The sequence below is a fragment of the Candidatus Vicinibacter affinis genome (genome assembly GCA_016714365.1).
In the GTDB taxonomy this organism is placed as follows: Bacteria; Bacteroidota; Bacteroidia; order Chitinophagales; family Saprospiraceae; genus Vicinibacter; species Vicinibacter affinis.
In genome coordinates this window covers 119,016-145,953 of the sequence record JADJNH010000007.1, presented here as the reverse complement: position 1 = coordinate 145,953, position 26,938 = coordinate 119,016, and the positions used below count along the sequence as shown (strand labels likewise).

At 38.8% G+C, this 26,938-nt stretch carries 18 protein-coding genes; 7 read left to right on the top strand and 11 right to left on the bottom strand.

The genetic code is table 11. The annotated features are described in order from the left end of the window. Positions 1-3: 3 nt before the first annotated feature. The 3 genes from IPJ53_15615 to IPJ53_15605 form a co-directional block, all read right to left on the bottom strand. On the bottom strand, positions 4-2,154 hold the full coding sequence (locus IPJ53_15615; protein ID MBK7800529.1) for a T9SS type A sorting domain-containing protein: 2,151 nt from the start codon (positions 2,152-2,154) through the stop codon (positions 4-6). A gap of 241 nt (positions 2,155-2,395) precedes the next feature. Further along, complete coding sequence (locus IPJ53_15610) at positions 2,396-3,046, bottom strand: alpha-ketoglutarate-dependent dioxygenase AlkB (GenBank protein ID MBK7800528.1); 651 nt, start codon at positions 3,044-3,046, stop codon at positions 2,396-2,398. A 51-nt stretch (positions 3,047-3,097) separates the two neighbouring features. After that, positions 3,098-6,094, bottom strand: a complete 2,997-nt coding sequence (locus tag IPJ53_15605; protein MBK7800527.1) for a hypothetical protein — start codon at positions 6,092-6,094, stop codon at positions 3,098-3,100. A 74-nt stretch (positions 6,095-6,168) separates the two neighbouring features. Between IPJ53_15605 and IPJ53_15600 the strand changes: the two genes are divergently transcribed. Beyond that, on the top strand, positions 6,169-7,068 hold the full coding sequence (locus IPJ53_15600) for a M23 family metallopeptidase (protein ID MBK7800526.1): 900 nt from the start codon (positions 6,169-6,171) through the stop codon (positions 7,066-7,068). A gap of 19 nt (positions 7,069-7,087) precedes the next feature. Here IPJ53_15600 and IPJ53_15595 read toward each other — a convergent pair whose 3' ends face one another. Then, on the bottom strand, positions 7,088-8,080 hold the full coding sequence (locus IPJ53_15595; protein MBK7800525.1) for a cation transporter: 993 nt from the start codon (positions 8,078-8,080) through the stop codon (positions 7,088-7,090). 161 nt (positions 8,081-8,241) lie between these two features. On the opposite strand from IPJ53_15595, the gene mnmG reads away from it, so the two are divergent. Continuing rightward, positions 8,242-10,107 (top strand): tRNA uridine-5-carboxymethylaminomethyl(34) synthesis enzyme MnmG, encoded by a 1,866-nt coding sequence (gene mnmG, locus IPJ53_15590; protein ID MBK7800524.1) that lies wholly within the window; start codon positions 8,242-8,244, stop codon positions 10,105-10,107. 2 nt (positions 10,108-10,109) lie between these two features. On the opposite strand, the gene IPJ53_15585 is transcribed toward mnmG, so the two are convergent. Both IPJ53_15585 and IPJ53_15580 read right to left on the bottom strand, forming a co-directional pair. After that, positions 10,110-12,443: a gliding motility-associated C-terminal domain-containing protein gene (locus tag IPJ53_15585; protein ID MBK7800523.1), complete on the bottom strand. Its 2,334-nt coding sequence runs from the start codon at positions 12,441-12,443 to the stop codon at positions 10,110-10,112. A 150-nt stretch (positions 12,444-12,593) separates the two neighbouring features. After that, positions 12,594-13,391, bottom strand: coding sequence for a sulfite exporter TauE/SafE family protein (locus tag IPJ53_15580; GenBank protein MBK7800522.1), 798 nt, complete (start codon positions 13,389-13,391; stop codon positions 12,594-12,596). 153 nt (positions 13,392-13,544) lie between these two features. Between IPJ53_15580 and def the strand changes: the two genes are divergently transcribed. Further along, a complete protein-coding gene (gene def, locus IPJ53_15575; protein MBK7800521.1) occupies positions 13,545-14,093 on the top strand; it encodes a peptide deformylase in 549 nt (182 codons plus the stop codon). Here def and IPJ53_15570 read toward each other — a convergent pair. After that, positions 14,090-14,659 carry an outer membrane beta-barrel protein gene (locus tag IPJ53_15570; GenBank protein ID MBK7800520.1) on the bottom strand — a complete coding sequence of 190 codons (570 nt, stop codon included), beginning with the start codon at positions 14,657-14,659 and terminating at the stop codon, positions 14,090-14,092. The genes def and IPJ53_15570 overlap by 4 nt on opposite strands. Before the next feature lie 99 nt (positions 14,660-14,758). On the opposite strand from IPJ53_15570, the gene IPJ53_15565 reads away from it, so the two are divergent. From IPJ53_15565 to metH, 3 genes are all read left to right on the top strand, one after another. Continuing rightward, on the top strand, positions 14,759-15,913 hold the full coding sequence (locus IPJ53_15565; GenBank protein MBK7800519.1) for a prolipoprotein diacylglyceryl transferase: 1,155 nt from the start codon (positions 14,759-14,761) through the stop codon (positions 15,911-15,913). Positions 15,914-15,989: 76 nt separating this feature from the next. Beyond that, positions 15,990-16,946 carry a methylenetetrahydrofolate reductase [NAD(P)H] gene (gene metF / locus IPJ53_15560; protein ID MBK7800518.1) on the top strand — a complete coding sequence of 319 codons (957 nt, stop codon included), beginning with the start codon at positions 15,990-15,992 and terminating at the stop codon, positions 16,944-16,946. A gap of 275 nt (positions 16,947-17,221) precedes the next feature. Continuing rightward, positions 17,222-20,926, top strand: coding sequence for a methionine synthase (gene metH / locus IPJ53_15555; protein ID MBK7800517.1), 3,705 nt, complete (start codon positions 17,222-17,224; stop codon positions 20,924-20,926). 314 nt (positions 20,927-21,240) lie between these two features. Here metH and fabG read toward each other — a convergent pair whose 3' ends face one another. The 4 genes from fabG to IPJ53_15535 all read right to left on the bottom strand — a co-directional run bounded on the left by fabG (position 21,241) and on the right by IPJ53_15535 (position 24,262). Continuing rightward, positions 21,241-21,984, bottom strand: coding sequence for a 3-oxoacyl-ACP reductase FabG (gene fabG, locus IPJ53_15550; protein MBK7800516.1), 744 nt, complete (start codon positions 21,982-21,984; stop codon positions 21,241-21,243). 203 nt (positions 21,985-22,187) lie between these two features. Further along, complete coding sequence (locus IPJ53_15545; protein ID MBK7800515.1) at positions 22,188-22,769, bottom strand: methyltransferase domain-containing protein; 582 nt, start codon at positions 22,767-22,769, stop codon at positions 22,188-22,190. A 131-nt stretch (positions 22,770-22,900) separates the two neighbouring features. Next, positions 22,901-23,275, bottom strand: coding sequence for a group III truncated hemoglobin (locus IPJ53_15540; GenBank protein ID MBK7800514.1), 375 nt, complete (start codon positions 23,273-23,275; stop codon positions 22,901-22,903). Between the two features lie 141 nt (positions 23,276-23,416). After that, positions 23,417-24,262, bottom strand: a complete 846-nt coding sequence (locus IPJ53_15535; GenBank protein ID MBK7800513.1) for a TerC family protein — start codon at positions 24,260-24,262, stop codon at positions 23,417-23,419. Between the two features lie 703 nt (positions 24,263-24,965). Between IPJ53_15535 and IPJ53_15530 the strand changes: the two genes are divergently transcribed. Then, on the top strand, positions 24,966-26,933 hold the full coding sequence (locus IPJ53_15530; protein MBK7800512.1) for a GHKL domain-containing protein: 1,968 nt from the start codon (positions 24,966-24,968) through the stop codon (positions 26,931-26,933). The last annotated feature ends 5 nt before the right edge of the window (positions 26,934-26,938 follow it).

Sequence of the window (26,938 nt, the reverse complement as noted above, 5' to 3'; positions counted from 1 at the left end):
AATTTAGAACTTAATAAACTTGGTTACCTTTTCTTTTCCGAAAATATCAGAATACTTAACGAAATAGATGCCTGAAGGCATTAGTATGTTTATCTCGTAATTTTCAGTTTCAAATTGTCCTGATAAAATCTCCTTTCCCGAAAGCTCAAATAATTTGAATTCAGTTTTTAATAATTTGGATCGAATTCGAATGAAATCATCATGAACTGGATTAGGAATCACTTCCAATTCAGCACCTTTGTCAGTGTCTGATTTGCTAAAAGTTGTCCTGAAGTCAAGATTATTGCAATCAGGAAATGGAACATAGATGGTCTTATAGCAACTTGGATTGGAACAACTGCAATTCGAAGAGTTGCTGATGAGTAATGTCAATTCAATGTCTTCATCAAAAGGACCCAAGGCGCCGTTGGGTAAAAGAAAGCAAGTATTTGTTTGACTTGAGCGTTCATATGCATTGCAACAAATATATCCACTACTTGAGGATGTCTTTAGATTAAAGTAATATTCCGTTTTACCTTCATTACAATAACTATTCAGCAAATAAGCTTCAATATTACATTGAGAATTGCAGGGCTTAGGTGGGCAAATTAAAAGGTTCGATTGGCAATTATTAGAATGGGTTACTTTAATTGATAAGCAGGTTGTCGACTGAGTTAGACCACTAATAGTATAAGTTTGATTAAAGTAATATTGTGTTTGTCCAGTGTAGTCAATCGTATAAAAATTGGCACCCTGTCCCGGATCTAAAACAAATATTTTAAAGGACCAGGTATTTGGATTGGTTGAATTATCACATCCAATATCAAATACTTTAGCACCTCTTAAAGTTGCACAACCAGAACAGTAGTCAGAGGGAAGAATATTATATTCATAAGTGCAATAGCCGGCATTTATTCTTAGAATCCAACTGCCTTCTTGTATGAGTAAAGGTCCTAAATTAATTGTCCCATTTCCGGATCCTGTTTTTATAATATACTTACCAGTCTCATTTGGATAGGGATCATTTAACTCTCGTTCCATGGTCCAGTTAGTATTTGTAAAATTTGCAAGGATAACTTTTACATAATAATAATCATCAGAAAGTTGATTTGTTGTTCCATTGTTTTGGCAGATACCTGTTGTTACTGTTATGTTATACTTAGCATAATTTTCGGGACATACATAAATTTTATTGCTGGTTGCTTTTAATATATAATTAGTTACGGACTTAAAGCTTAATTCTGCAAAAACGTCTTTACAATTTCCATTGAGACTAGTGGAAGGAATATCAATACAGAAGGTCTTTGTGGAAGTATCTAAAGAATAAGAGTAAGTAGAAATTCCAAAAACCTTAAAGCTATCCAAAATCCAGTTTCCACAAACATAAGGTAAAGTGTAATCACCACAAATAGTTAAAGTATCGCCATTGCAACTGAAATTATCAATGCCTTGTCCAAGGTTATTCATTGGTTGATTGTAGAGAGTTGCTGAACCCAGAGCGCTTCCGGTGCATTCCTCGCAAATGCCATCAATGTAAGCATATCCGAAATGACAACCATGACCGCAATCTGAAGAAGAGATTTCAAGGGTTGCAATGCTTCCAATTTTATCTTCTGGGATCGAAATTCTATGACACGACCAGTTTAAAACATCAATGGGATCAAAAGAACAATTATCACTAAAGTTCTGCTCGCAAGAAAGTAAATTAGCATCAAAACACAAATCACTGCCGGCAGCTAAATCACAATGAATGTTGAAATAGGGTTGTGAATTTTGATGAGAGGCACCAGGATTTTCAAAAACAATAGCAAACCAAATAGTAAATTCCCTATTGGTCTGTGTAACTTTAAATCTTTTAACGATTTTATTCACATCAAAATCTGTAGTGCAATCGTCATTATGACCATAGGGATGATTTAACCTGAGTGCTTTGTTTCCAAATTTTGTCATTGGAATACCGACCAATGAATCGGTTCCGCTGGATACAATACTAAACCTGTGGAAACCGGGTAAACTAGAAGAAACCCAAGTTGCGGGTTGACCCCCAAAAGAAGGTGTACAATTGTCGCTTCCAGTTTGAAAACTGGTTACTTCTCCAAAATAATAATCAAACCCATCTTCAAACCCACCATTGTCACAGATGAGGGTATCTTGGGCGCGAGATATTCCAGGCATAAAGAGGCTTATTATAAAGAATAAAAATGCGTTTCCAAATTTAATTAATTGAATTTTGGGGGGGGGCGGAATTAAATTCTGCTCCAGCAGAGAAAATTTTGTTGAGCTTCATAGTAAATAAATTATTTAGTTAAAAAAAGATAACCAAAAGGATATTAGGAAAATGGGATAGTTCTACTGCTCTTAAGCGAATATAGTGTAATAAAATGGAATTGGTGAGATTTATTTAGTGTAGCGAAAATTAAAACCGGCCGATTCCATCACCGGGACCTATGTCGCAAGTCGCGGAAACTATTGTTCTAAAGGTCAGACTGATTCGAGGCATAGTACATTTTTTGGTTTTGGGTAAAGAGTGTAGCCAGTTGATCTGGGTGCTGTCTTTCATAACCAAAAGTTGCCCTGCATGTAAGTTGATGGATATTTCTTCTTTTGTGGTTTTATGGCGGAAGGAAAATTTGCGAGAAGCACCAAGGCTGAGCGAGGCAATCGCTCCTAAAGGTTTTAATGTTTTTTCATCATCGCTATGCCACGCTACACCTTCTTCGCCATTATGGTATAAATTGAGCAAACAGGAATTATAACTTTCATCTGAGTGTTTTTCCACAAGTTCTTTTAACTTTTTTAATGTGGTGTTCCAGGGTAGGGCGCGCCGGTTGATTTTAGAATAGGTATATTCATAATCTTTGTCTCCATACCAGGCGAATTTCCTTTTGGTCAGAATCCGTTTACCAAAAATGATGGCTTCATCGTGTTTCCAGTCAACTTCATTTAACAGGCAATTGAAATAGTGTTGACTTTCCTCTTCATTGAATAAAATGCCCAGGTTGTGGACCGTTCCGTCAAAAGGCAATAAATTCTCCTTAGGTTCATGAAGCTTTTCAAACAATTCCATTTTTAAATCATGGTTGTTATCAATCCAGTTTTAGTTAGAAGAATATCAAAACTATTTGAAGTAATTTGCTTTAAAGAAAGCCTGGTATTCTTTTACGGATTTTAGTTCGAGGATTTTTCGATAATTGTTTGGTGTCAGCGGATAGGTCTCATAATTCTGAAATCCCGGGATGTATTCGCTGATGTTGCGCTGAACGCCTTCATAATATTTCATGGCTCTGTTTCGGTCATCAAATTTACGGATGAGAATGATCGAGATGTTTTTATCGATGTCCAGAACCACACTGGACATTTTTAAGTTTTCAGTGCGGTGATATTTTGCATGATAATCCGAGATGGCAATTTTTGCTTTGTCCAATTGTTTTTCCGGAGGATCAAAGAATACGACAATGGCATAATGGTTTTTATCGTCTTCGAGTTTGAATTGAAATTCTTCGATTTGTTGGGTAGTGATTTCTATGAAGGCTTCATTATCACCTTTTAGGAAGCGTAAAATTTCTTTGGCCTTACTTTCTTCAGGAGTTCCGGGAAAGTTGGCGATAAGGTCTCGCAGCGCATTCATGTACATTTCTTTTCCACCTGTCTGTCCGGAACACATGGCACTAAGCATGGCAATTTTGGCCTGCAGTGGATGTTTGTTGATGGCTTTTGTTTTGGTGGCTTGTAAAACTTCATTGGCCATGGCGAAGTTTTTAGCGGTGAAAAGTTCGTAGGCCTTGGTATAAGCCACCGTGACTTCGTCCTGCTTTATTACCAGGGTTTTTGCGTATTCGGGATCATTTATGACTTTTGAATATTTTGAATCCGGAAAACGATCTTTGAGTTGATCGCTGTAGCTGGCCGCGCAACCCTGATCGTTTAGATCCAGACAATTTAGATAGAGATAGTACAAGGCATCTGCCCTGCGTTCAAAATCCGGATAGCGATCCAGTAAAGCTACGTGTGCATCTTTAGATTTTTGGTATTGTTCAATTTTTTCACGGTAGTAGACACCCAGAAAAAACATAGCATCCTGAATCTTTAAATGTGCTTCCTGAATTTCTTTGTCGTTGCCGGGGATTCCTTTCAGAATAGCTGCAAGGTCCTCTTCTAAATTGTCTGTTTCATTTTCTTTTTGGTCAGCCGTTTTTTCTTCCTGAAATGCAAAGGAGGTTTTATTGGATCTTCTCCAGTTGTCTTCCAAAATCCTGTTACCCCAGATTTGTTCAAAACCACTTTTTCCGCGATTCATATTTTTCTGATCATAAGCGAAGAATCCACTTGGCTTTCCGCCTGAGGATTTATCGCCTCCTACACTGGGAAGGTTTTCTTGGTTTTGCACCATACTTCTGTCAAAGGGGCTGTTGTTTCCCATTTGAAGCCGATCCATTCCGAGCGCTTGCCGATCAATTTCAGGTTGTACCAATTTGGCTTTGTCTCTGTTTTTAATTTGAATGGCCAGGGCACGTTTTTCTTTTACGCTTAATTTTGAAATTCTGATGAGACTGTCCTGCAGTGTAATGATTTCTAATTGTTCGGCGATGTCCTTGAGGTTGGCCACCATTTTGCTTACATAGTTACGGCGTTCGTCATTTTTTGCAAGCGACATCAGTGTACTGTCAAAATAGTATTTGGATTTTTGATAATTCTGATCATCAAAATAAAGATCTGCAAGCATGTGGTAAGCGGACGCTTTCTGATTGTTTGCAGGTGCCTTATCCCAGACGCATAGTTCGAGGTAATGAATGCCCTCGGCCTTTCTGTTGTCTTTGATGGCGATTTGTGCCAATGCAAAATACAGTTCAGGAGCGTAATCAGCATTTTTAGGATCTTTCAGCAATCTGCTGAGATCTTTTTCCACCTGAGTAGGTTCTTCTCCACTGATACCTTTGTTGATGAGCATGTTCATTTTAGCATGAAAGCTCAGATCGTATGAAGGTTTTAATTTTACTACTTGTGTATAATATTCATCAGAACTTGCAGGACGGTTTTCTTTTTGATAAAGCTGCGCAAGAATATAGGCGTAACGTGCCTTTTTCTTTTTATTCTTGGTTGTTGCGACGGCACTTTTTAAAGCAACAATTGCATTGCCGTAATTTTTTTCACGAAGGTAAACATGGGCATAGGTGGCGTATAAATCTCCCTGCAATTTTTCCGGTGTATTTGGATCTTCCTGGATGGATTTAAGGAGATCTCTGGCTTCGTAATATTTTCCTCTGTCTGTAAGATTTTTTGCAGACCAGATAACGGTTTCCCAATAGGCGGGTCTGTGGGGGACTAATTTGGAACCCACGTTTGTTACGTCCGGTGTTTTGGTTTTTTTGGGTGTTGCAATTTCTTCATAGGTCTCGGTTGCAGACGAATTGGAATTGCTTTCTGTGGCAGGTGAGTCCTTCGTTTTTTCTATATTTTTTTTGGGAGTGGATTTGGAGGAAGAACCTTTTTTCTTTTTGGCATTTTTTTTCGCCTTTTCTTTTGCCCTGGCTTTTGCTTTGGCTTTTTCCTTGGCTGTTTTTTTTGCCAGTTTCTTTTTTTCTTCAGCGGTTTCTTTTTTTTCCTCCTTTATCTTTTCTTTTTCTTTGGTTTTTTCTTTGACCGTTTTTTCTCTTAGGCGTTTGTTATTTTTGATAAGGTTGGAAGGTTTGAATTCTTCCAGCATGAATTTGAATGAATTTTCAGCGGTTTCAAAATCTTTTTTAAGGTATTGAGCTTTCGCCAAAATGAGATAACAGTCATCCATCCAGTGACTTGGTCTGTGCAGGCTGATGTCTACCGATACTTTTTGAATAGCCTTGTCCAGATTGCCTTTTTCAGGATCTGCATTGGCTACTGCATTGTAAGGAAAAACAGGTAAAATTTCGGAGTAATTATCTTTGTGCGCATTCTCCAGATTTGAAATACTGTTTTGTAATATTTCGTTAGCATTGAAGTAACCGTTATATTTGGCCGTGGTGTTGTGGTAGAATCTTCCCAAAGCTGAAGTTTCTCCTTTTTTCTTCCGGCTGACGCAGGCACTTAAAGCAAAGGCTACAAGAAAACTGTAGAAAAGGTATTTTTGGATAAATTTCATTAATGGTCGATCTTCCTCAATTAGACGGTATATAACTATAATTCGCGCAAATTTATTTTAAAAAAGCTTAATAAATGGCTTTTGACTATAAAAAGACCAAACAACAGGTAAAGGCTCATTTGGCCAAGAGGTTCCTGTTTATCCTTAGGGAGGAAGATACCTTTGAGGAAGTAGCCAGTTACAAGCTCACGCTTTTAAATGTCTATCTATTGCTGAGTACCGTAGTTTTTGCAGTGGGATTTCTGTTGCTTTTGTTGTTGATTGCCACCCCATTGAAGACTTTTATCCCCGGGTACGGAAATGTACGATCGACCGCTGAGTACATTTACCTGGAGAAGAAAATTGAGTCCCTTGAGCAGGAAATGGCTGCCAGAGAAGTGTACATCAACAGTATTAAAAGGGTATTGACCGGTAATCCCCAGACCAGTTCTGATGTAACCAAAGATGTAAACATTCGGCAGGAGGCTGCTGTGCCGGTGCCAAGAATTAAAGAGGATTCTTTGCTGAGGGTTGCCTATGAAGACAACAAATCTGCTGTAATTCGTCAACCGTCAAACCCGTTGAGAACGGTCAGGTCACAACCGGTCACTTATGTTGATTTGTCAGAAATGAGATTTCTGCCCCCCATAAGAGGAACACTTGGTGCCAATTACAAACCTGAGAAGGATCATTTTGGAATTGACATCATTGCGCCCGAGAATACACCTATCAGGGCAGTTATGAGCGGTTCCATTATCCAATCCGACTGGACGTTGGAAAACGGACACACTATTTCTATTCAACATTCCAATAATCTGATATCGGTTTATAAGCATAATTCGGCCTTGTTAAAGAAAACAGGGACTCATGTGAAGGCAGGAGAGGCGATCGCCATCATCGGCAATACAGGAAGACTTACTGAAGGGCCCCATCTGCATTTTGAATTATGGTACTTGGGGAATCCTGTAAATCCATTGAATTATGTTGATTTTTAGGAATTGAATTGGAAAGTGATTATTTCGGTAAACGGTGTTTTTTATTTTGAATAACTAAATCATAATTCCAATCGAGTGATCTGACAAAATTAGTAGATCTCACCGGGCAGGCTGCTTTGTTGCACAAACTGCATTGCTCAGGGATGCAGCCATCCGTATGAATGGAGAATTCCACACGGTCATCAAAATGATTAGCCAACACAGCCGTTATCCGATCCAGTTCGGCATGAGCCTCGTCAACTGTAAAATATCTAGGCACCGTAATGTGTCCGTCAATATGGAAAAATCCAGCGTAGTTCACCACCCGAAGATTGTGAATGTCCAGCCAATTTTCATTGCGGTGATCCTTCAGGACGTTTAATATCTGATTAATTAGCTGTTCGTCTGCCTCATCCATAATTCCGGAAAGGGCACTTCTTACGATGCTGAATCCTGAATAAATAATGATCAAGGCAAAGACAATGGCGACCAGGGCATCTAAAAATTGCCACTCGGTAATCCACACCATAGCCAGTCCGAGGATCAAACCAAAAGTGGTGAGCGCATCTGTCTTCAGATGTGTGCCACTTGAAATGAGGGCAAGAGAATTATTTTTCTTTCCGTTCCGGAGGCTGTATTGACCTACGGCCAGATTGATGAAAGCAGAAATTCCCAAAAGGATCATTCCCTGATCCAGTTGTTGAAGAGGGGTAAAATGGAATATTCTGTAGACGCACTCATAAATAATCCAAAAACCAGCAAGAATGATCAAACTACCTTCAACTCCTGCAGAAAGAAACTCTACCTTTCCATGACCATATGGATGATTGGCATCCTTGGGTAAAGCAGATAAACTTAAGCTGTACAAGCCTATCAATGCTGCGATCACATTTACGATGCTTTCCAGGGCATCTGTCAGTACCGCTACTGAACCGGTAATGTAATAAGCAGCGAGTTTGAGGACTAAAAGTGTAATGGATACCGCCAGCAACAGCTTCTGGTTATTGTAGGAATTTAACTTAGCGGAGTTCAAGTCTGTTCAAATTTTTATTCCTTGAATTTTGTTCTTAGGTGTCCGTTGTGATTCAGCAACAAATGTAGGATCATTCTTCATAAACCAACCATTTTGTCAATGAAGTATGTGTAAAGTGATCCATTCGGTTACATTTCTCTAACTTTGCGGACTTTATGTCTATGTTTCCAAAATATGATGTGATTGTGGTCGGTGCAGGCCATGCAGGCTGTGAAGCAGCGGCAGCTGCCGCCAATTTGGGCTGCAAGGTATTGCTGGTAACGATGAACATGCAGACCATTGCACAAATGTCCTGTAATCCTGCGATGGGTGGTGTGGCTAAGGGGCAGATAGTGCGTGAGATTGATGCAATGGGGGGATACAGTGGGATTGTGACCGATCATACCATGGTTCAATTCCGGATGTTGAACAGATCTAAAGGTCCGGCCATGTGGAGTCCTAGAGCACAAAGTGACCGAATGTTATTTGCAAAAAAGTGGCGACAAATGCTGGAAGATCATCCTTTGGTTGATTTTTGGCAGGATATGGTTGCAGGACTTTTGATAAAGGACCGAAAAGTGACCGGAGTGGTAACCGGTATGGGACTTGAGATTGAATCAACTTGTGTGGTCCTCACCAACGGAACATTCCTTAACGGGATCATCCATATCGGAGAGAAACAGTTTGGTGGTGGAAGGGCCGGAGAAAGTGCTGCAAAAGGTATCACCGAACAATTGGTTTCTCTTGGTTTCGAAGCTGGTCGTATGAAGACCGGAACTCCACCTAGATTGGATGGGAGATCTTTGGATTATAATAAAATGGAAATACAGGAGGGTGACGAGATACCCGGCAAGTTTTCCTATACAGATACTGCTATCCCTGAAAAACAACTCTGCTGTCACATTACCTATACCAATCAGGAAGTCCACGACATACTCAGAACAGGGTTTGACCAGAGTCCTATGTTTGCGGGTCGAATAAAGGGACTTGGGCCTCGATATTGCCCATCCATCGAAGATAAGATCGATCGATTTGCAGACCGGGACAGGCATCAGTTGTTTGTAGAGCCGGAGGGGTGGGATACACATGAAATTTACTTAAACGGATTTTCCTCTTCCTTACCTGAAGCAGTTCAATATAAAGCGCTGACGAAAATTCCGGGTTTGGAAAATGTCAAGATGTTCAGGCCCGGTTACGCGATCGAATATGATTATTTCCCACCTACGCAATTGGGTTTAAGCCTGGAGACCCATTTGATTGGAAATTTATTTTTTGCAGGGCAAATAAATGGTACCACCGGATATGAGGAAGCCGCCTGCCAGGGATTGATGGCCGGTATCAATGCTGCATTGAGGGTAAAAGAGGAAGAACCTTTGGTGCTCAAAAGATCTGAAGCTTATATAGGTGTATTGATAGACGATTTGGTCAACAAAGGCACTGAAGAACCCTACCGGATGTTCACCTCCCGTGCCGAATACAGAATATTGTTGCGGCAAGACAATGCAGATCAACGTCTGACTCCAATTGCAGCAAAAATAGGGATGCAAAATCTGGAAGCAAGAATGGTCAGGCTTGCAGAAAAAACAGATTGCTTTCAGCGTGTCAAAAAGTTATTGCAGGAAATGAGCGCTTTGCCTGAAGAGATCAATCCTTATTTGGAAAGCATAGGTTCTGCTTCTATTGAACAAAAATCAAGATTGAGTTTGTTGCTGACTCGTCCTAATGTAACATTAAAAGATTTAATCAACCATCATGATGCCCTCCGGGATGCAACATTAGGTATGGATGAAGAATCCCTTGAGCATATTCAGATCAATCTGAAATATGAAGGCTATATCAGGAAAGAACAGGAAATGGTTGATAAAATGTCCAGGCTTGAGTCACTCAAAATAAATCCCGAATATGATTATCATGGAATCAGCGCGCTTTCCAATGAAGCAAAAACCAAACTAAGCAAAATCAAACCGGTTACCATTGGTCAGGCAAGCAGAATCAGTGGTGTATCTCCTGCAGACATTTCTGTTTTACTGGTGTATTTAGGGAGGTAATATTATTTTACAAGAGAGAGATCTCCACTCAGAATTAAATGCTCCCCATCCAGAAAAACAATTTCTGAAATCCACACATACACACCCGGTAAAGCCAACTGTTCGTTCACCTTTCCATTCCACCATTGTGACTCCTGATAGAAATCAAAATTTTTATTTTGGTAAACCATTCCGCCCCAACGATCAAATATTTTTAAGTATTCTACTTTTCGAATTTGATTTGATCCAAACAATTTGAACCAATCATTTATCTGATCATCATTGGGACTAAAAACATTTGGAGCAAAAACGTTTCTGTTTTTTAATACTTTTATTCTGATGAGGAGACTGTCAGCGCAACCATCTACAGAAATGGTTTTTAGTGAATAATTTATGTCATTAATAGGTTTGGCAAATGGTTCGGGGCAATCATTGCACGAGAGAAATTCCTCCGGAGTCCATTTCCAGGTAGCGGGTTCGAGTTGTCGATTTACCAACAGCTGAACAGAATCACCGAGGTCAATCGTATATTCATCCTTTGACTGAATGTTGTTGTGTTCGGGTGTATGCAAGATAATTTCTACAGAATCTCTGCACCTATTTGCATCTTCGATGATTAAGATATGTCTTCCTCCCTGGAGTCCAGAAAAAATATTTTCAGTAGAAAAATTACCACCATCCAAATACTTTTTGTAGGGCGTTGTTCCACCGATCAATTGATTGATAGTTATGGTTCCACTGGAAGCATCCTCACAACTTGGATTCTGAAATTGAGCATTTAGAAGTAGGGGCGGCGGTTCATTTAACAGGTAAGATTTTGTGAGTGTACATCCATTTTGATCAGTGATGGTTACCTGATAAGAGCCTGCCGGTAAATTTGTTATTTTGGAGGTGACATCCTTGGTGTTCCAACGGAATGAAAATGGACCGGTTCCGCCAATTCCTTTAGCCTCAATCCAACCGGAAGATTGTCCATTGCAGGCAATTTCAAATCCATTATAGTCAGAAAGGATATTTTCGATTTGAACTACATCCGGTTCGGAAACTTTGCCGAAGAAAACTCTTCGGTTTCCATAGTTATCGGTGATGCTGATGATGTAATCACCTGCACTTAAATTTTGAATAAGGACACTGTCACCAATGTTTTGGATAATGCCGTTTCCATTAATTCCCGGATCCGAAATTTTATTATAGGAATAGTTAAACGGAGGAGTGCCTTGAGTGATTAAGAAAAATAAACTTCCTGTACTTCCCTGGTGACATAATGCATTTTTTGCGAAAAGGTCTCCCTGGATGTTGCATTGAATTAATTTAACTGTCAGATTAAGCAAGCTGTCACAACCAAAGATATTTGCAAGACGATCGGTGAAGGTACCTGCCGTCCAATAGGATTTTCCATTCAGTCTCAGTGTATCGCCTTCACAAATTGAAAAATTTACCTGTTGTTGTTGGGTTGAATTCACTTTCAGTTCCAGTTGAACAGCGCTGTCGCATCCGTTTTCTGAGGTCAACAGTATTCGGTAATTACCAGCATTTGAATAATGGGTCCCATTGATGATTAGAGAATCGCCTTCACAAACGGATCTTGTAATCATCGTATCTTTTCGTGGATTGACTTTTACTTTTATACAGCTGGGATCACCTTCATCGCATGCATTAATCGCTTTTACACACAATTCAAAAGTTCCTGCGATGTCCCAATTTATATTTTTAGTTGATCCTGTTCCCAAAGCCACCCCATCCAAAGTCCATTGCTGCCAGGCTGCGCCATTCACAGGACTCACCTGATATTCTTGTTGGATTCCCTGACAAATTTCCAAAGGACCGGTGATGTCTCCTGAAAAACTTAATGGAGAAACTTTTGTGCTGCCTTCTACGATGGTAACCTTGTAATCACAAATGTCACCTCTGTTTCCGTCAATGACCAAATAATAATAATTTCCGATAACCAGGTTTTTGGTGATGGTTAGCGTGGTAGAAGTGTTCTCTAAAACATCTCCGTCACAATTGGAAATGCGTGTAAATTTTTTACAATCTGTACTTTCATATAGCCCGACTTCAAGTCCATCGGATCTTACACAGTTACTTACTGCCAGATTGAGTTTTAAATTGGTGGAACTTGCCATAAAAGCAATCCATTGTCCATTGTGTTTTACGGTCGTACAAAAATCTGGAGGGAGCTCGCCAGGAAGCGTGCTGGTATTCCGGCCGGTAAAACCATTAATGTCACATATCAAACAAGCTTCTGCGCAAGTAGGCGTCATGTAGGAAGGAGTGGGGCAGATCTTGGGTAAATTCTGTGCACCCGAGAAGGTATTAAGCGCCAAAAAAAGAAATATTGCGGCAAAGGCTTTCATGTAGGAAAATTCAAATAAACTTTAAAATCTTCAGATGATTGCCAAAGCAGACATCTTTTTTGAAAACAGATACAAAGACAAGCGTAATAAGATCCGAATGTACTCTCTTTTTGGTTTCAATTTTATAATAATTATCAAAGGATTGAACATTCATTTTCGCAGGAGTAATTCAGAGACTAGCGTATACAAAGCAGTACAGACCATTACCAGGATGAAAATCTTTCGGAGAAGATTATCATTCATCCTTTTTTGAAGCAAGTGTCCTATAATCATTCCAAGAATAGCGAAGGAAGTGATGGTTATAAGCAGATTCCAGTCAATGTATTTTGAATGATGAAAATATCCTGCAAAACCGATGATCATATTCAGGCTGATCAAGGCAAGAGAGGTGCTTACTGCATTGCTCATGTGTAATCCAATTAAAATTACCATGGTTGGAATCAGGATGAATCCACCTCCTGCTCCCAGTAATCCGGTCAGAGTGCCAACAATGGCACCAATCAACAGGTATAAAGTTTTATTTGGAATGACTTTTTTTTGACCGTTTATTTCCTCTGAAACTTTGATCATCCCGAAGGCCGAACTCAGCATCAGTAAAGCAAATATGGACAACAGGAATGCAGCACGAGAAATTAACCATCCGTTCAGGCTAAAAACAGGATCCGGAATCAGTGGTAAAAGAAACAATCTGCTTAAAACAACCATGATGGAAGAAGGAATCCCAAATAAAAAAAAGACAGCCGGGTCGATTGATTTTCGTTTGAGATGTCCGACAACCCCAAAGCTACTGGAAGCGCCCACCACAAACATCGAATAACCTATGGCCACGTCTCCCGGAATTTTGAATAAATACACTAAAATGGGAAGTGTAAGCATCGCCCCGCCTGCTCCCAGCATGCTAAGCAAAGAGCCCATCAGTATGATGCAGATAAAACCCAGGATTTCCAATGTGCAATATTAAGCGGAGAGGGTGGCATTTTTAGCCTGTTTATACAAAATACCATTACTAAGTTCTGCTTATAATGCAGTTTAAGCACCTAAACCCTTACTTTTGCAGGAACAAAACGACCTTTACAGGGTTTTTTACATTAAATTAAATTCATGGTTTTACCCATTTACCTATACGGCAATAAAGTACTTAAACAGAAGGGCAAAGATATTGGACCGGATTTTCCCGCGCTTCATAAATTGATTGAGGATATGTGGGACACCATGTATTTTGCAAGTGGGGTGGGTATTGCTGCCCCACAGATAGGCTTACCGATCAGATTGTTTGTGGTGGACTCTACTCCGTATTATGAGGATAAAGCTGTACAAAAGGGGATTAAAAAAGTATTTATCAATGCAGAAATATTAGAAGAATTCGGAAAGGAATGGGCGTTTGAGGAGGGTTGTCTAAGCATTCCGAAAATCCATGCGGAAGTCCGCCGCACCACCCATGTCAGAATCAAATATCTGGATGAAAACTTTATTCCTCACGAAGAAGTTTTTGATGAAATCAACGCGCGTGTTATTCAACATGAGTATGATCACATAGATGGAATTTTGTTTGTGGAGCGGGTCGCACCGGTCCGGAGGCAATTGCTTATGCGCAAGCTGGCTAAAATCCAAAAAGGTCAATATGAGGCCAAATACCCTGTAAAGGTTTAAAAGAAGAAGCCGGCTGAAAACATTAGAAAATCGGCTTTCTTGTCACTTGGTTTATAAAGTTTTGTCAACCCTCTTTCAAAGTTGATATCAAAGGTAAACGGCCCAAGGTCAATTCCCCCACCAAATAAAAGCCCTCCCTGAAAGTCTGTCATGGTGTCATGATTGAGATTGAAGTTGTTGTCTTCAATATGCATGAGGTAAGTGAGTTGGGCTCCTGCCAGGAGTCTAACCTTAAACAATGAGGTGTTGATGATGCGTGCTCCGATTTGGGCAGGTATCTTTAAGAAAAAAGCACTTGGATCCTGAGGAAACAGGACTACTTTGGAATTGGCTTTGAGCTCAATTTTATGTACTTCTGCTCCAGTCCGAAGATACCAAAAGTCCTTACCGAGTCGGGTTGTCAGGCTTAAATGGAAGCCATGGTTGAAATTTCCATCCGAGGATACATCCGGGTTGTCAGTTTGCATCAGGCTAAGTCCTATGGAGGCAACTGCTCCACTTTGGGCCTTGGCTCTGAATCCTAATAGTAAGAAGGCTAAAAGGAAAAGCGCGATTAGATTTTTCATACAACAAAGTAAAGCAATTTTATCTTCTCCGGGTAGCCAGTTTTATACAACCTAAAGCCTAAAAATCTCTACCTTAGCCCTTTTAATACACAAGCAGAAATGTATCCGGATTTATCATATATTCTTCATGCCCTTTTCGGCACTGACCCTGACAATGTTTTTTCGATAGTAAAAACTTTTGGTCTTTTACTTGGGATTGCCATTGTTTGCAGTGGATGGATGCTTTATTATGAATTGATACGAAAAGAATCAAACGGTCAGATCAAAGGACGCATAGAAAAAGTAATCGTTTATCAGCCGATAGAGTGGAAGGAAATTTTCATTCAGAGTTTAATTAATTTTATTCTTGGATATAAGTTAGGCTTTGCAATTATGGATTTTAAGACCTTTCAGGCAGATCCGGCGGCAGCAGTTTTTTCAAAGCAGGGAAACCTCTATTTTGGACTTGGTTTTGGTTTGTTGACATTGGCATATTGGTATTACAAAATGACTCAACAGACAGATAAGGAGGTTCGTACCGCAGAGTTATATGTAAGACCGGTTTCCAGACTTTATGACATCACTGGTCTGGCTGCTCTTTCCGGAATAGTGGGTTCTAAACTTTTTTCCGTTTTAGAAAATTTTGGTGATTTTGTAAGAGATCCGATTGGTAGTTTTTTTTCAGGGAGCGGACTTACGATATATGGAGGATTAATCCTGGCATTTATTGTGGTGTACCGATATTTGGCGGCGAAAGAATTGCGCCCGATCCATATGATTGATGCCATAGCGCCTACGCTTATGATAGGTTATGCAGTGGGAAGAATGGGATGTCATCTTTCAGGGGATGGAGATTGGGGCATCATCAACGAATTGCCAAAGCCGTCCTGGTTTTTTCTTCCGGAAAGCTGGTGGGCTTACAGCTATCCGCACAATGTACTCAATGAAGGAATACAATTAGAAAATTGCAGTTGGATTCATTGCAAGCAACTTATTCCAAAAGTTTTTCCAACTCCCTTGTATGAGTCCATACTTGCGTTTATGATTGCTGGGATACTTTGGGTATTGCGCAAGAGAATACCTTACGGAGGTGTATTGTTTTTTATTTACTGCTTGTTGAATGGAATAGAGCGATTCTTTATAGAAACCATCCGGGTAAATCCACGTTATGATGTGCTTGGGTTTCACCCTTCACTTTCCCAGTTTATTGCTTTGTTGTTGATTTTGACGGGGATTATCGGAATTACCTATTTTTGGAAGAAAAAAATAATCTGATATCCATTATTACTGATCAATGGGATGTAAACAAATTCCAAGGTCAGAGTTTGATTAAATTTTAGCGAAAAATTTTATGAAGGTTACAGAATACTTCACGCAGCATCCGGAAAAAACTTTTGTATCTTTTGAAGTTTTACCGCCCCTCAAAGGTGGAAGTATACATTCTTTGTTTGAGCAATTAGATCCCTTGATGGAATTCAATCCTCCATTTATTGATGTTACGTATCACCGCGAAGAATTTATATACAATCAAAAACCCAGCGGGTATTATGAAAAGACTGCCATCAGGAAGCGACCGGGTACTGTAGGAATATGTGCCGCTTTAATGAACAGATATAAAATTGAAGCGGTTCCCCATTTGATCTGCGGAGGATTTACAAAGGAGGATACAGAAAATGCATTGATTGATTTGCATTTTTTACAAATTAAAAATGTACTGGCACTGCGCGGGGATGCAAGGAAGTTTGATGAAAAATTTATTCCAGAACCAGGGGGGCATGACAATGCATTGGATTTGGTTAAGCAAATTGATGGATTAAACCACGGGGTTTACCAGGACAGCAATATAGAAAACGGAAGTCCTATGGATTTCTGTATTGGTGTAGCGGGCTATCCTGAAAAACATTTTGAAGCACCCAGTCTAAAATCAGATATGCGTTTTACCAAAAAGAAAATAGAAGCAGGTGCAGATTACATTGTCACGCAAATGTTTTTTGACAATGCCAAATTCTTTCACTATGCCGAACAATGTAAAAAAGAAGGAATAGAGGTTCCTATTGTGCCGGGCATCAAACCACTTACAAAAAAATATCAGCTCAATTCCATTCCAAGGAATTTTTATATTGATCTTCCCTACGAACTCGTACGTGCGATCCAAAAGGCAAAGACTGATGAGGCCGTTATTGAAGTTGGAATAGAGTGGTGTGTAGAACAATCCCGCGAATTAAAAAAGGCCGGAGTACCCTGTATTCATTATTATACCATGGGCGACAGCGATGTAGTGAGACGTATTGTTAGCCAAATCCAATAGATTTTTTCTTAAGTAAGTTTATATACTTATTTGCTAAGTTCTTAACTGAGTAGATGTTTACTCTTAAGATTTAAGATATTTCGATTTCTGGAATTTATTTATGTTAAACTTTGGAAATTAAAATTGAACAATCCTAAGCATTGATTTATTAATACTTCATTCCGGTTGAATTTATAATTCTCATTTCTTTCTAAATTATAAGGTGAATGATAGATTTCAGCATTCAACACGAAGTTTGATTATTATCTTCCTGATATGTTCTATTTTTGCATGCGATGACAACATACGAAGAAACAATTCATTTACTAAACCAGGAGGCTTCCAAGAGAATAATGATATTGGATGGCGCTATGGGGACGATGATCCAGCGATATCCATTGACAGAAGAAGATTTCAAGGGAGATAAATTTAAAAATCACGAACACGACCTGAAGGGGAATAATGAGTTGTTATCCATAACCAGGCCAGATGTCATCGTAGAAATTCACAAAGCCTATTTGGAAGCAGGTGCCGATATCATAGAGACCAATACTTTTAGTGCAAATGCCATTTCTCAAGCTGACTATCAACTCTCTGAATATTCCTATGAACTAAATGTAGCATCTGCCAAAATAGCCAGACAGGCTGTAGAAGAATTTTTGTTGGAGCAAAAACTAAAGGGTCTTGAAATGTCCCCTCGATTTGTAGCCGGCGCCCTGGGTCCAACCAACAGAACAGCGAGTCTCTCTCCTGACGTAAACAGACCCGGATTTCGGGCCATCAGTTTCGATGAATTGAAAGAAGCATATTTCGAACAAGCCTTAGGACTTGTAGATGGTGGTGCGGACATCCTGATGGTAGAGACCATTTTTGATACACTGAATGCAAAAGCTGCTTTGTTCGCATTAAGTGAATTATTCGAACAAAAAAAGAGAAAATGGCCGGTGATCGTGTCAGGTACAATTACAGACGCAAGTGGTCGTACTTTGAGTGGACAGACGGTAGAAGCATTTTACATTTCAATGTCACATGTGGACATGTTTGCAATTGGATTAAACTGCGCACTCGGAGCAAAAGAAATGAAACCTCATCTGGCAGCATTAAGTAAAATTGCCAATTGCAGAATTAGTTCTTATCCCAATGCCGGATTGCCGAATGAATTGGGCGGATATGATCAGAGTCCGGAAGAAATGAAAGACTTTTTGAGAAATTTTGCAAGTGAAGGTTTGGTGAACCTAGTTGGTGGATGTTGTGGTACTACACCGGACCACATCCGACAAATGGCAGAAGCCATGAAGGGTATGGCGCCAAGAGTAATTCCTGAGAAGAGAGACAGGTATACTACCTTGTCAGGTTTAGAACCTTTAATTTTCAGGCCCGAACTAAATTTTGTAAACATTGGAGAGCGCACCAATGTAACAGGCTCCAAAGCATTTGCCAAGATGATTTTGGGGAATAAAATGGAAGAGGCAATCAGTGTGGCCTATCAGCAGGTCGAGGCGGGTGCGCAGATCATAGATGTGAACATGGATGAAGGACTTTTGGATGGAGAAAAAGCCATGGTAGAGTTTCTTCATTTGATAGGATCAGAACCAGATATTGTTAAAGTTCCAGTGATGGTTGATTCTTCCAAATGGAAAGTAATTGAAGCCGGATTGAAATGTCTTCAAGGCAAATCGGTGGTCAATTCTATTTCCCTGAAGGAAGGAGAAGAGTCATTTTTGTATCAGGCACGAAAAGTAAGAAATTATGGTGCTGCCGTTGTGGTGATGGCGTTTGATGAAGAAGGCCAAGCAGATACGATTAAGCGAAAGGTGGAAATTTGTAAAAGGGCTTATGATCTGTTGATTCAGCGTGTTGGCTTTCCACCTGAGGACATCATTTTTGATCCCAACATTTTTGCCGTTGCAACCGGTATAGAAGAGCATAATGAATATGCAATAAATTATATCGAAGCGACGAGACAAATCAAGGAGCAATGTCCCGGATCTAAAATAAGTGGAGGGGTTAGTAATCTTTCTTTTTCTTATCGGGGAAATGAAATTATCAGGCAGGCCATGCATTCAGCATTTTTGTTTCATGCAATCAAAGCCGGAATGGACATGGGTATTGTAAATGCAGGGATGATTGATGTCTATGATGAGATCCCAAAGGATTTGCTTGTTCTGGTAGAAGATGTACTTTTTAACAGAAGGCCTGAAGCAACAGAACGATTGACTCAGTATGCAGAGACTTTAAAAAAAGGTGACAAAAGAGTCCAAAAAGCGGAAGAAGAATGGAGGCAAAGGAGTGTAGAGGAACGATTAAAATATGCATTGGTAAAAGGAATTTCTGAATTTGTAGTCCAGGATGCCGAAGAAGCCAGAATAAAATTAAGGAGACCTTTATTTGTCATTGAAGGTCCTTTGATGGATGGAATGAATGAGGTTGGAGATTTGTTTGGAGCAGGAAAAATGTTTTTGCCGCAAGTAGTAAAAAGTGCAAGGGTGATGAAGCAGGCAGTTGCTTATCTCACTCCCTATATGGAACAAGATAAAGAGGATGCCCAAAAGGCAAAGGGTAAGATACTGATGGCTACAGTGAAAGGTGATGTGCATGATATTGGTAAAAATATTGTGGGTGTTGTGCTGGCCTGTAACTCATACGAAATCCATGATCTTGGAGTAATGGTTCCGTGTAATAAAATACTCGACAAGGCGATTGAAATTGGTGCAGACGCAATTGGATTGAGTGGATTGATAACACCCTCACTGGATGAGATGGTATATGTTGCCTCAGAAATGAAAAAGAGGAATCTGAATATTCCTTTGTTGATTGGCGGCGCCACTACTTCAAAACTTCATACCGCTTTAAGAATTGAACCTGAATATGATGCTCCGGTGGTGCACGTACTGGACGCTTCACGAGCTGTGACTGTTGTTTCTAATTTATTGTCAGACGATTTAATTTTCAAAGAAAAATATCTTGAAGGCATTAAGACGGATTACGAGGCAGTACGTCAGCAAAGAATGAAGAGAAATGCGGAGAGAGAAAAAATCAGCATTGAAGAAGCCAGGAATAACAAGTTTAAAATTGATTGGAATAGTTTTGTGCCATGTCCACCCGTGCAAAGTGGTGTGAACATTTATTTGTTGGATTTAAATATTTTAAGTGATTATATTGATTGGACCCCATTTTTTCAATCATGGGAATTGGCAGGGAAATATCCGGCCATTTTACAGGATGAAGTGGTTGGAGTGGAGGCCCAAAAACTATTCAATGATGCAAAAGCACTGTTGAATAAAATAGTATCAGAAAAATTAATTCAAGCTAAAGCAGAGGTAGGTATTTTTCCTGCAAATTCACTTGGTGATGATTTAATTTTATACAATTCAGATGTACGTGACCACGAATTAATTAAGTTGCATCACCTGCGCCAACAGGTAAAGAAGGCCAGTGGTCAGGCAAATCTTTGTTTATCAGATTTTATTGCTCCGGTAGAATCCGGCAAGAAAGATTTTGTTGGGGCCTTTGCAGTTTCAGCAGGATTTGGCGTGGAGGAATTGGTTGGTGAGTATGAAAGAGCGCATGATGATTATCATGCCATCATGGTAAAGGCTATAGCAGATCGTTTTGCAGAAGCGGCTGCCGAGTATATGCATGCCAAAGTCAGAAAAGAAATCTGGGGCTATGCCTCTGATGAAATGCTGGACAATGATTCACTCATTAAAGAAAAGTATGCAGGTGTCAGACCTGCTCCTGGATATCCTGCATGTCCAGATCATACAGAAAAGAAATTATTGTGGTCCTTACTGGATGTGGAAGATAAAATTGGAATCACGCTAACAGAAAGTATGGCCATGCATCCTGCAGCCTCTGTAAGCGGTTGGTATTTTGCACATCCGGATTCCAAATATTTTGGAATTTCAGAAATACATGAAGATCAGCTTACAGATTATTGTACAAGAAAAAAATGGGATCTTAGCACAGGAAAAAAATGGCTGGGTCCTATCTTGCAATAGAGAGAAATACAACTGCATTTATTTTGATCGCAATTTTATATTTTAACATGCGAGAACAATGATAGTAAATAAGCTGTAAAAAATCTATGTAGCCATTTTTGATCAGTGCAATCTTTTAATAAAGATGACTGAACTCTTAACTGATTCGTCAATATTTTAAAATGAGCGCGATGAATTATTTTAAAATAAATTTCTCAAATAAAGGAATTATTTTTCTTCCTAAATCAGTTAAATTAGTAATTCAATAGATAGAGTAAAACATCTATCAATCTAATTGATAAAAGTTTTGCCAGTTCAGTTTGTAGGCTTAATACCTACAGCATTACTCCGCCATCAATGCTGATGGTCGCCCCGTTGATATAAGCAGCTTTGTCACTGGCAAGAAATGCATACAGATCTGCAACCTCTTCCACCTTGCCCAATCTTGCCACCGGAACTTTTTCACGAACCGCTTGTATTCTTTCTTCCGGCATTCCGGCCACCATTTCAGTCATGATAAAGCCCGGAGCAATTGCGTTGGCAGTAATTCCTTTTTTGCCAAGTTCTTTTGCCCAGGTCTTGGTCATACCTACCACACCGGCTTTTGCAGCGGCATAATTTGTTTGCCCAAAATTTCCGTAAAGTGCCACCACTGATGCAGCAGATATAATGCGTCCGTAACCTTTTTCGGCCATAATCGGAGCAATGATTCTTGCACAGTTGTACACACCGGTCAGATTGACATTGATGACTTGTTGCCATTGCTCGAAACTCATTTTCAATAAGGTGGAATCTCGGGTAATCCCTGCGTTGTTTAAGAGAATTTCGATGCTACCGAATTTGGCCATGGTTTCACCGGTTGCAGCCTCAACCATTTGTGCATTTGAAGTATCTACCTTGCAGAAAATGAGTGAAGAATTATAGGCAGGATGATTTTCCATCCAAGCCATTGCTTTCGTTTCATCAAAATCCCATACCGCTACATTGGCCCCTTCTTCTAAAAATTTTATAGAGGCTGCTTTTCCAATACCTGCTGCCCCTCCCGTAATGACTGCCGTTTTACCTTCTAATAATTTCATGTGCTTAATTTGCTGCAAATCTATAACAAATGATCAGGAGAGAAATTTAAATTGAATGATAATTGGCCTGATGAGGAATGTAAAGCAATGTGGCTTTGAATGCTGTGTATAATTTTATTGCTTGTTGTGCAGTAATTTCAAATCAATATTTCAATTTATTTTTAATTTGCCAATATTATTACTAAAACTCGCAAAAATGCAGATTAAATTTCTTTTTTGGTTAAAATAAAAAATAACTCTGAATTTTGTCTTGGAAGAATGCTGTTCCTGCAGGGTTCCATGGTATGAATGTTAAATAATTCTTTGAAAATTGCCCGATATTCTTTTTCAGATCCGCCAAAGGGAGGCCCCGGATCGTCAAATACTTTATTAAAAAGAAGTCCCACGAGTTTGCCTCCGGGTTTTAATAATTTATGACATTGGTCGACATATTTTTTTCTTAATTCAGGATTTATGGCGCAAAAAAATGTTTGTTCCAAAATGATCTCATAGGCACCTTCATGCTTAAAGAAATCTTCGCAATGGACCGTTACTTCCGGGTGGTTTGCAAATTTTTTACGCAGTTGATCAGCAGGTATCTTGGCAATATCCATTAAGTGGATATCTTTAAATCCAAGGTTAAGCAATATTTCTGTTTCATGTGCATTGCCGCATCCGGGTATAAGAATTTTGACAGATTTGTCCGGTACTTGCAGCATGTAATTTATTAGTGGAGGAGAATCATGCCCAATGTCCCATCCGGTTAGTTTTTGTTCCCAACGTGATTCCCAAAAGTTTTGATCCATCTTGATTGATTTAGATTCAGTTGAATGTATTTTAAAATTGAATTATTATTTCTTAATAAGGCAGGATTAAAATGGTAACTAATGATTTTGATGGTTCAATAAAAAATAATTAAAATGCAAAATTTTGCATTTTAATTAATCCCCATTTTATACGCCATTATACCAGCTATACTTTCTGCACGTGTCCGGGCAGTTTCAGCATGTTCACCTTCATACAGTTCATCCAGACTTTCATTCCAAAGTTTTAGCCATTCGTCGAAATGTTTTTTTTCGAAGGGAGATTTATCATGCAAGGCAAAGTGGGCCAACATGGGGTTTCCTCTATAGTTTGATTGACCAAAGAGAACAGATTCCCAGAAGTCAATTAGTTTCGGAAAATGTGCTTCCAAATCAAGTGCCACTACTTGGGTGAAATAATGTCCAACAACCGGATTGGGTAATAATTTTTTATAAAAATTCCTGACCAGTACTTCAATGTCATCACGGGATGATATTAGTTTTTTCATGAATTATTATTTTTCTGATTGGGAAAGTATGCAGACACTATCTTCCTCGTATGCATAAAGTTCATGTTTTAATCCAACAGGAATGATGATCGCTTAGTTAACAACTATGAGTAGAATTGGTTTTTATTTAGCTCCTGCAAATCATTCATTTTCTTTTTTAAAAAATCCGGCCGTTTTTGCTTCTTCAGAGATTCCGTGGAGTTGTACAGGTTTTTTATTTTTTCTCGTACTCATGTTGAGCATTTCAACCAAAAGGCCAAAGGCAATTGCAAAATACAAATAGCCTTTTGGCACAGCACCAACTTCTTGTCCATAAACTTTGAAGTGGCTGAGGTGAGCACCTTCGGTAATCAACATAAATCCTATCAGGAGCAGGAATGCTAGTCCAAGCATTTGGATGGTAGGATGTTCATTCACGAATTTACCTACCGGGTGAGCAAAAGCCACCATAATGATAATGGATACGACCACTGCCAAAATCATGATCCAGAGCGCGCCATACAGACCGTTGGTCATTCCAACCGCAGTCAAAATTGAATCCAAACTGAAGATGAGATTGATAAGTGTAATTTGCAGGATAGCTTTGAACAGGCCATTTTGCTTGGAGGACTGATTGCTTTGATCGAGATCATCCTGCTCTAGTTTATGATGTATTTCGGTCACGGATTTGTACAATAGAAACAAACCTCCTGTTATGAGGATCAGACTTTGAATGGAAAAACCACCCTCGATCCAACTGCCTGATATGTGGAATAATGGTTCTTGAAGAGAAGCCAGGAATACCAATCCAAACAACAAGATAATTCTTAAAAGCATGGCCATGATGAGCCCAAGATTAGTAGCTTTTCTGCGGTCTTCGATTGGTAATTTTCCCGAAGTGATAGAGATAAAAATGATGTTGTCCACCCCAAGGACTATTTCGAGAAAAGTCAATGTGAGAAAACTCATGATGACCTCGCCACTCCCAAAATTCGGAAATTCGTACATATTTGATTTTTATTGTGGCAATATTAGTCATTTCACGGGATAATGGAGCATGGATACAATTGGATTCCTGCGATTGATTCAATTTTGCATTGCATAGTTTTCGCGATAAAGGAGTTGTAAAAAATATATTATAAATAACTTTAATGTAATTAGTGTTAAAATACAATGAGTTAAAAATTTTAACTTTATTTTTTTTGGGTGATCGTATTTGATTTTCCCTATTGAATTATTTGCACAGATACACTAGCAAGAGTCAGTCTGATAATTTATCTGACTTTAAGGGCACCTGTTTCAGTATGTTAGAGGTTTTTATTGGATTCTTGTTAGTTGAGATAGGGATTTTACTTCCTCAAAAAGTGGACAGATTGTCAATGTGAATTATGTTATATTTACAGTTGTGCTGCAAAAAGGATGATTTGCGGAATAAAATTATTAAAGTGAATTGTCCCAAGGATGGAAGATTTTTTTTGACAGTCTGTGAAGCATAAATTGATTGCAAGGGTATTTTTAAAAATTTGAAATGAGAAATATTTTAACATTTTTTGCCTTCTCTTTTTTTAATTTTTATTTGATCGCTCAATCGAACCATGATGGTTTTTATATTTCTGATAGTTTGCTGTCAAATACTTCAGTCTCCAGAACTGAAAGGGGCTACCTCAAGATTGAGCATAAATGGAAGTACCATTCCGGAGAATCTGATTTAATGGGTAATGATTGGACCAATGATTATTTTAACGATAATAATTGGGAAACAGTAAATTCATTGTTTTATCTTGATTCTTTGCCAAAAACCGGTTGGGATGGCATCGGTTTATTTCGATTACATCTACAAGTTGATTCCATGCTGGTTGGAAAACCATTGGTCTTAAATATTTTTCACCTCGGCGCTTCCGAAGTTTATTTGGATGGAAAATTATTTTTGAAATATGGCGAAATAAGCAAAAATCCAGAGATGGAAAAGGGTTTTAATGCTACCACCTTAATACCTAAATTTATTGTTTTTACTAAAACCCAACATTTAATCGCCGTTCGATATTCAGGTAGTTATCTTTTAAAAAATAAAAATTTTCTAATCCGTAATCTGGGATTTTCAATGGCCATCGGAAAGCCAGAAATCGTACATCCGATTGTCATGAGCAATGCAAAATTTTTTCGACCTTTAGAATCACTTGTAATTGCCATACCATTAACCTTTGCTTTAATTCATCTGATATTGTTTCTTTTTTACAGGAATCAGAAGAGTAATCTTTTTTTTGCAATTTTTACCATTACACTTTCGTGTTGGGGTGTACTGGAGCATGAGTCAGTTGGAAACGAAATTGCTTCGGTAGTAATATTGTGCAAGCGATTATGGATCCCTTATTTTGCATTAGTTCCTTTGACCGGTTTAACTTTTCTATATTCATTATTTTACAAATCCTTACCCAAGCGGTTTTGGTATATATTTTTCATCATCCTGGTAGCTTCCATTATTTTCTGGTTTGGATATATTCTTTGGCTATCATTGGTCATATTTTTAGTGCTTATTCTTGAAATGATTCGAATTGTAATAGTTGGTATTCGTAAAAAAATAAATGACTTCTGGATAATAGGTTTTGGATTTGGATTATTCAGTTTGAGTCTGATAAGTGTTGCACTCCTTGTTGGTTCTAGTTATTTTAGTCTTAGTCTGTGGTATATCCTGATTTATCTGACCGGCATTTTACCTGTACTTATTTCGATGTCTGTTTATTTGTCCAGGCAAGTTGCAAACACAAACCGGGATCTAGAATACCAATTAGTTAATAATTTAAAACTTGAATTTGAAAATTCCAAAAAGGAGTTGGAATTGCAAAAAGCAGAAGAATTGAAACAGGCATTTATTGCTCTGGAAAAAGCGCATAATGAACTTAGATCCACCCAATCACAACTAATTCAATCTGAAAAGATGGCAAGCCTCGGCGAGCTTATGGCGGGCATTGCGCATGAAATCCAAAATCCCTTGAATTTTGTAAAAAATTTTGCAGAGATCAACAAAGAGTTACTTACCGAAATGAAGGAAGAAATCGATCAGGGAAATCTGAAAGATGCAAAATCTATTGCTCAGGATGTTTTTGAGAATGAAGAAAAAATACATTTTCATAGTAAGCGAGCCGATGCCATAGTAAAGGGAATGCTGCAACATAGCCGTAGCAGTAATGGGATTAAAGAACCCACAGATATCAATGCGTTGGTAGATGAATACTTAAGATTGGCCTATCATGGATTAAGAGCTAAAGAAAAATCGTTTAATTCTGCAATGAAGACTTATTTTGATAATGATATTGGGAAGATCAATATTATTCCACAAGATATAGGAAGGGTAATTCTCAATTTATTCACTAATGCCTTTTATGCTGTGGATCAGAAAAGGAAAGAGAATACTAAGGAATTTGAACCTTTGGTAACCGTTACAACAAAGAAACATTTAAATCAGGTGAGCATTGCTGTAAGGGATAATGGTAATGGAATTCCTCAGAAAATTCTGGATAAAATCTTTCAACCTTTCTTTACTACCAAACCGGCCGGCCAGGGCACTGGGTTGGGATTGTCTTTAAGTTATGATATTGTGAAGGCACATGGAGGAGAACTTAGCGTGCATACTAAAGAGGGGGAATACACAGAATTTATAATAATTTTACCTATAATTTAACAGGT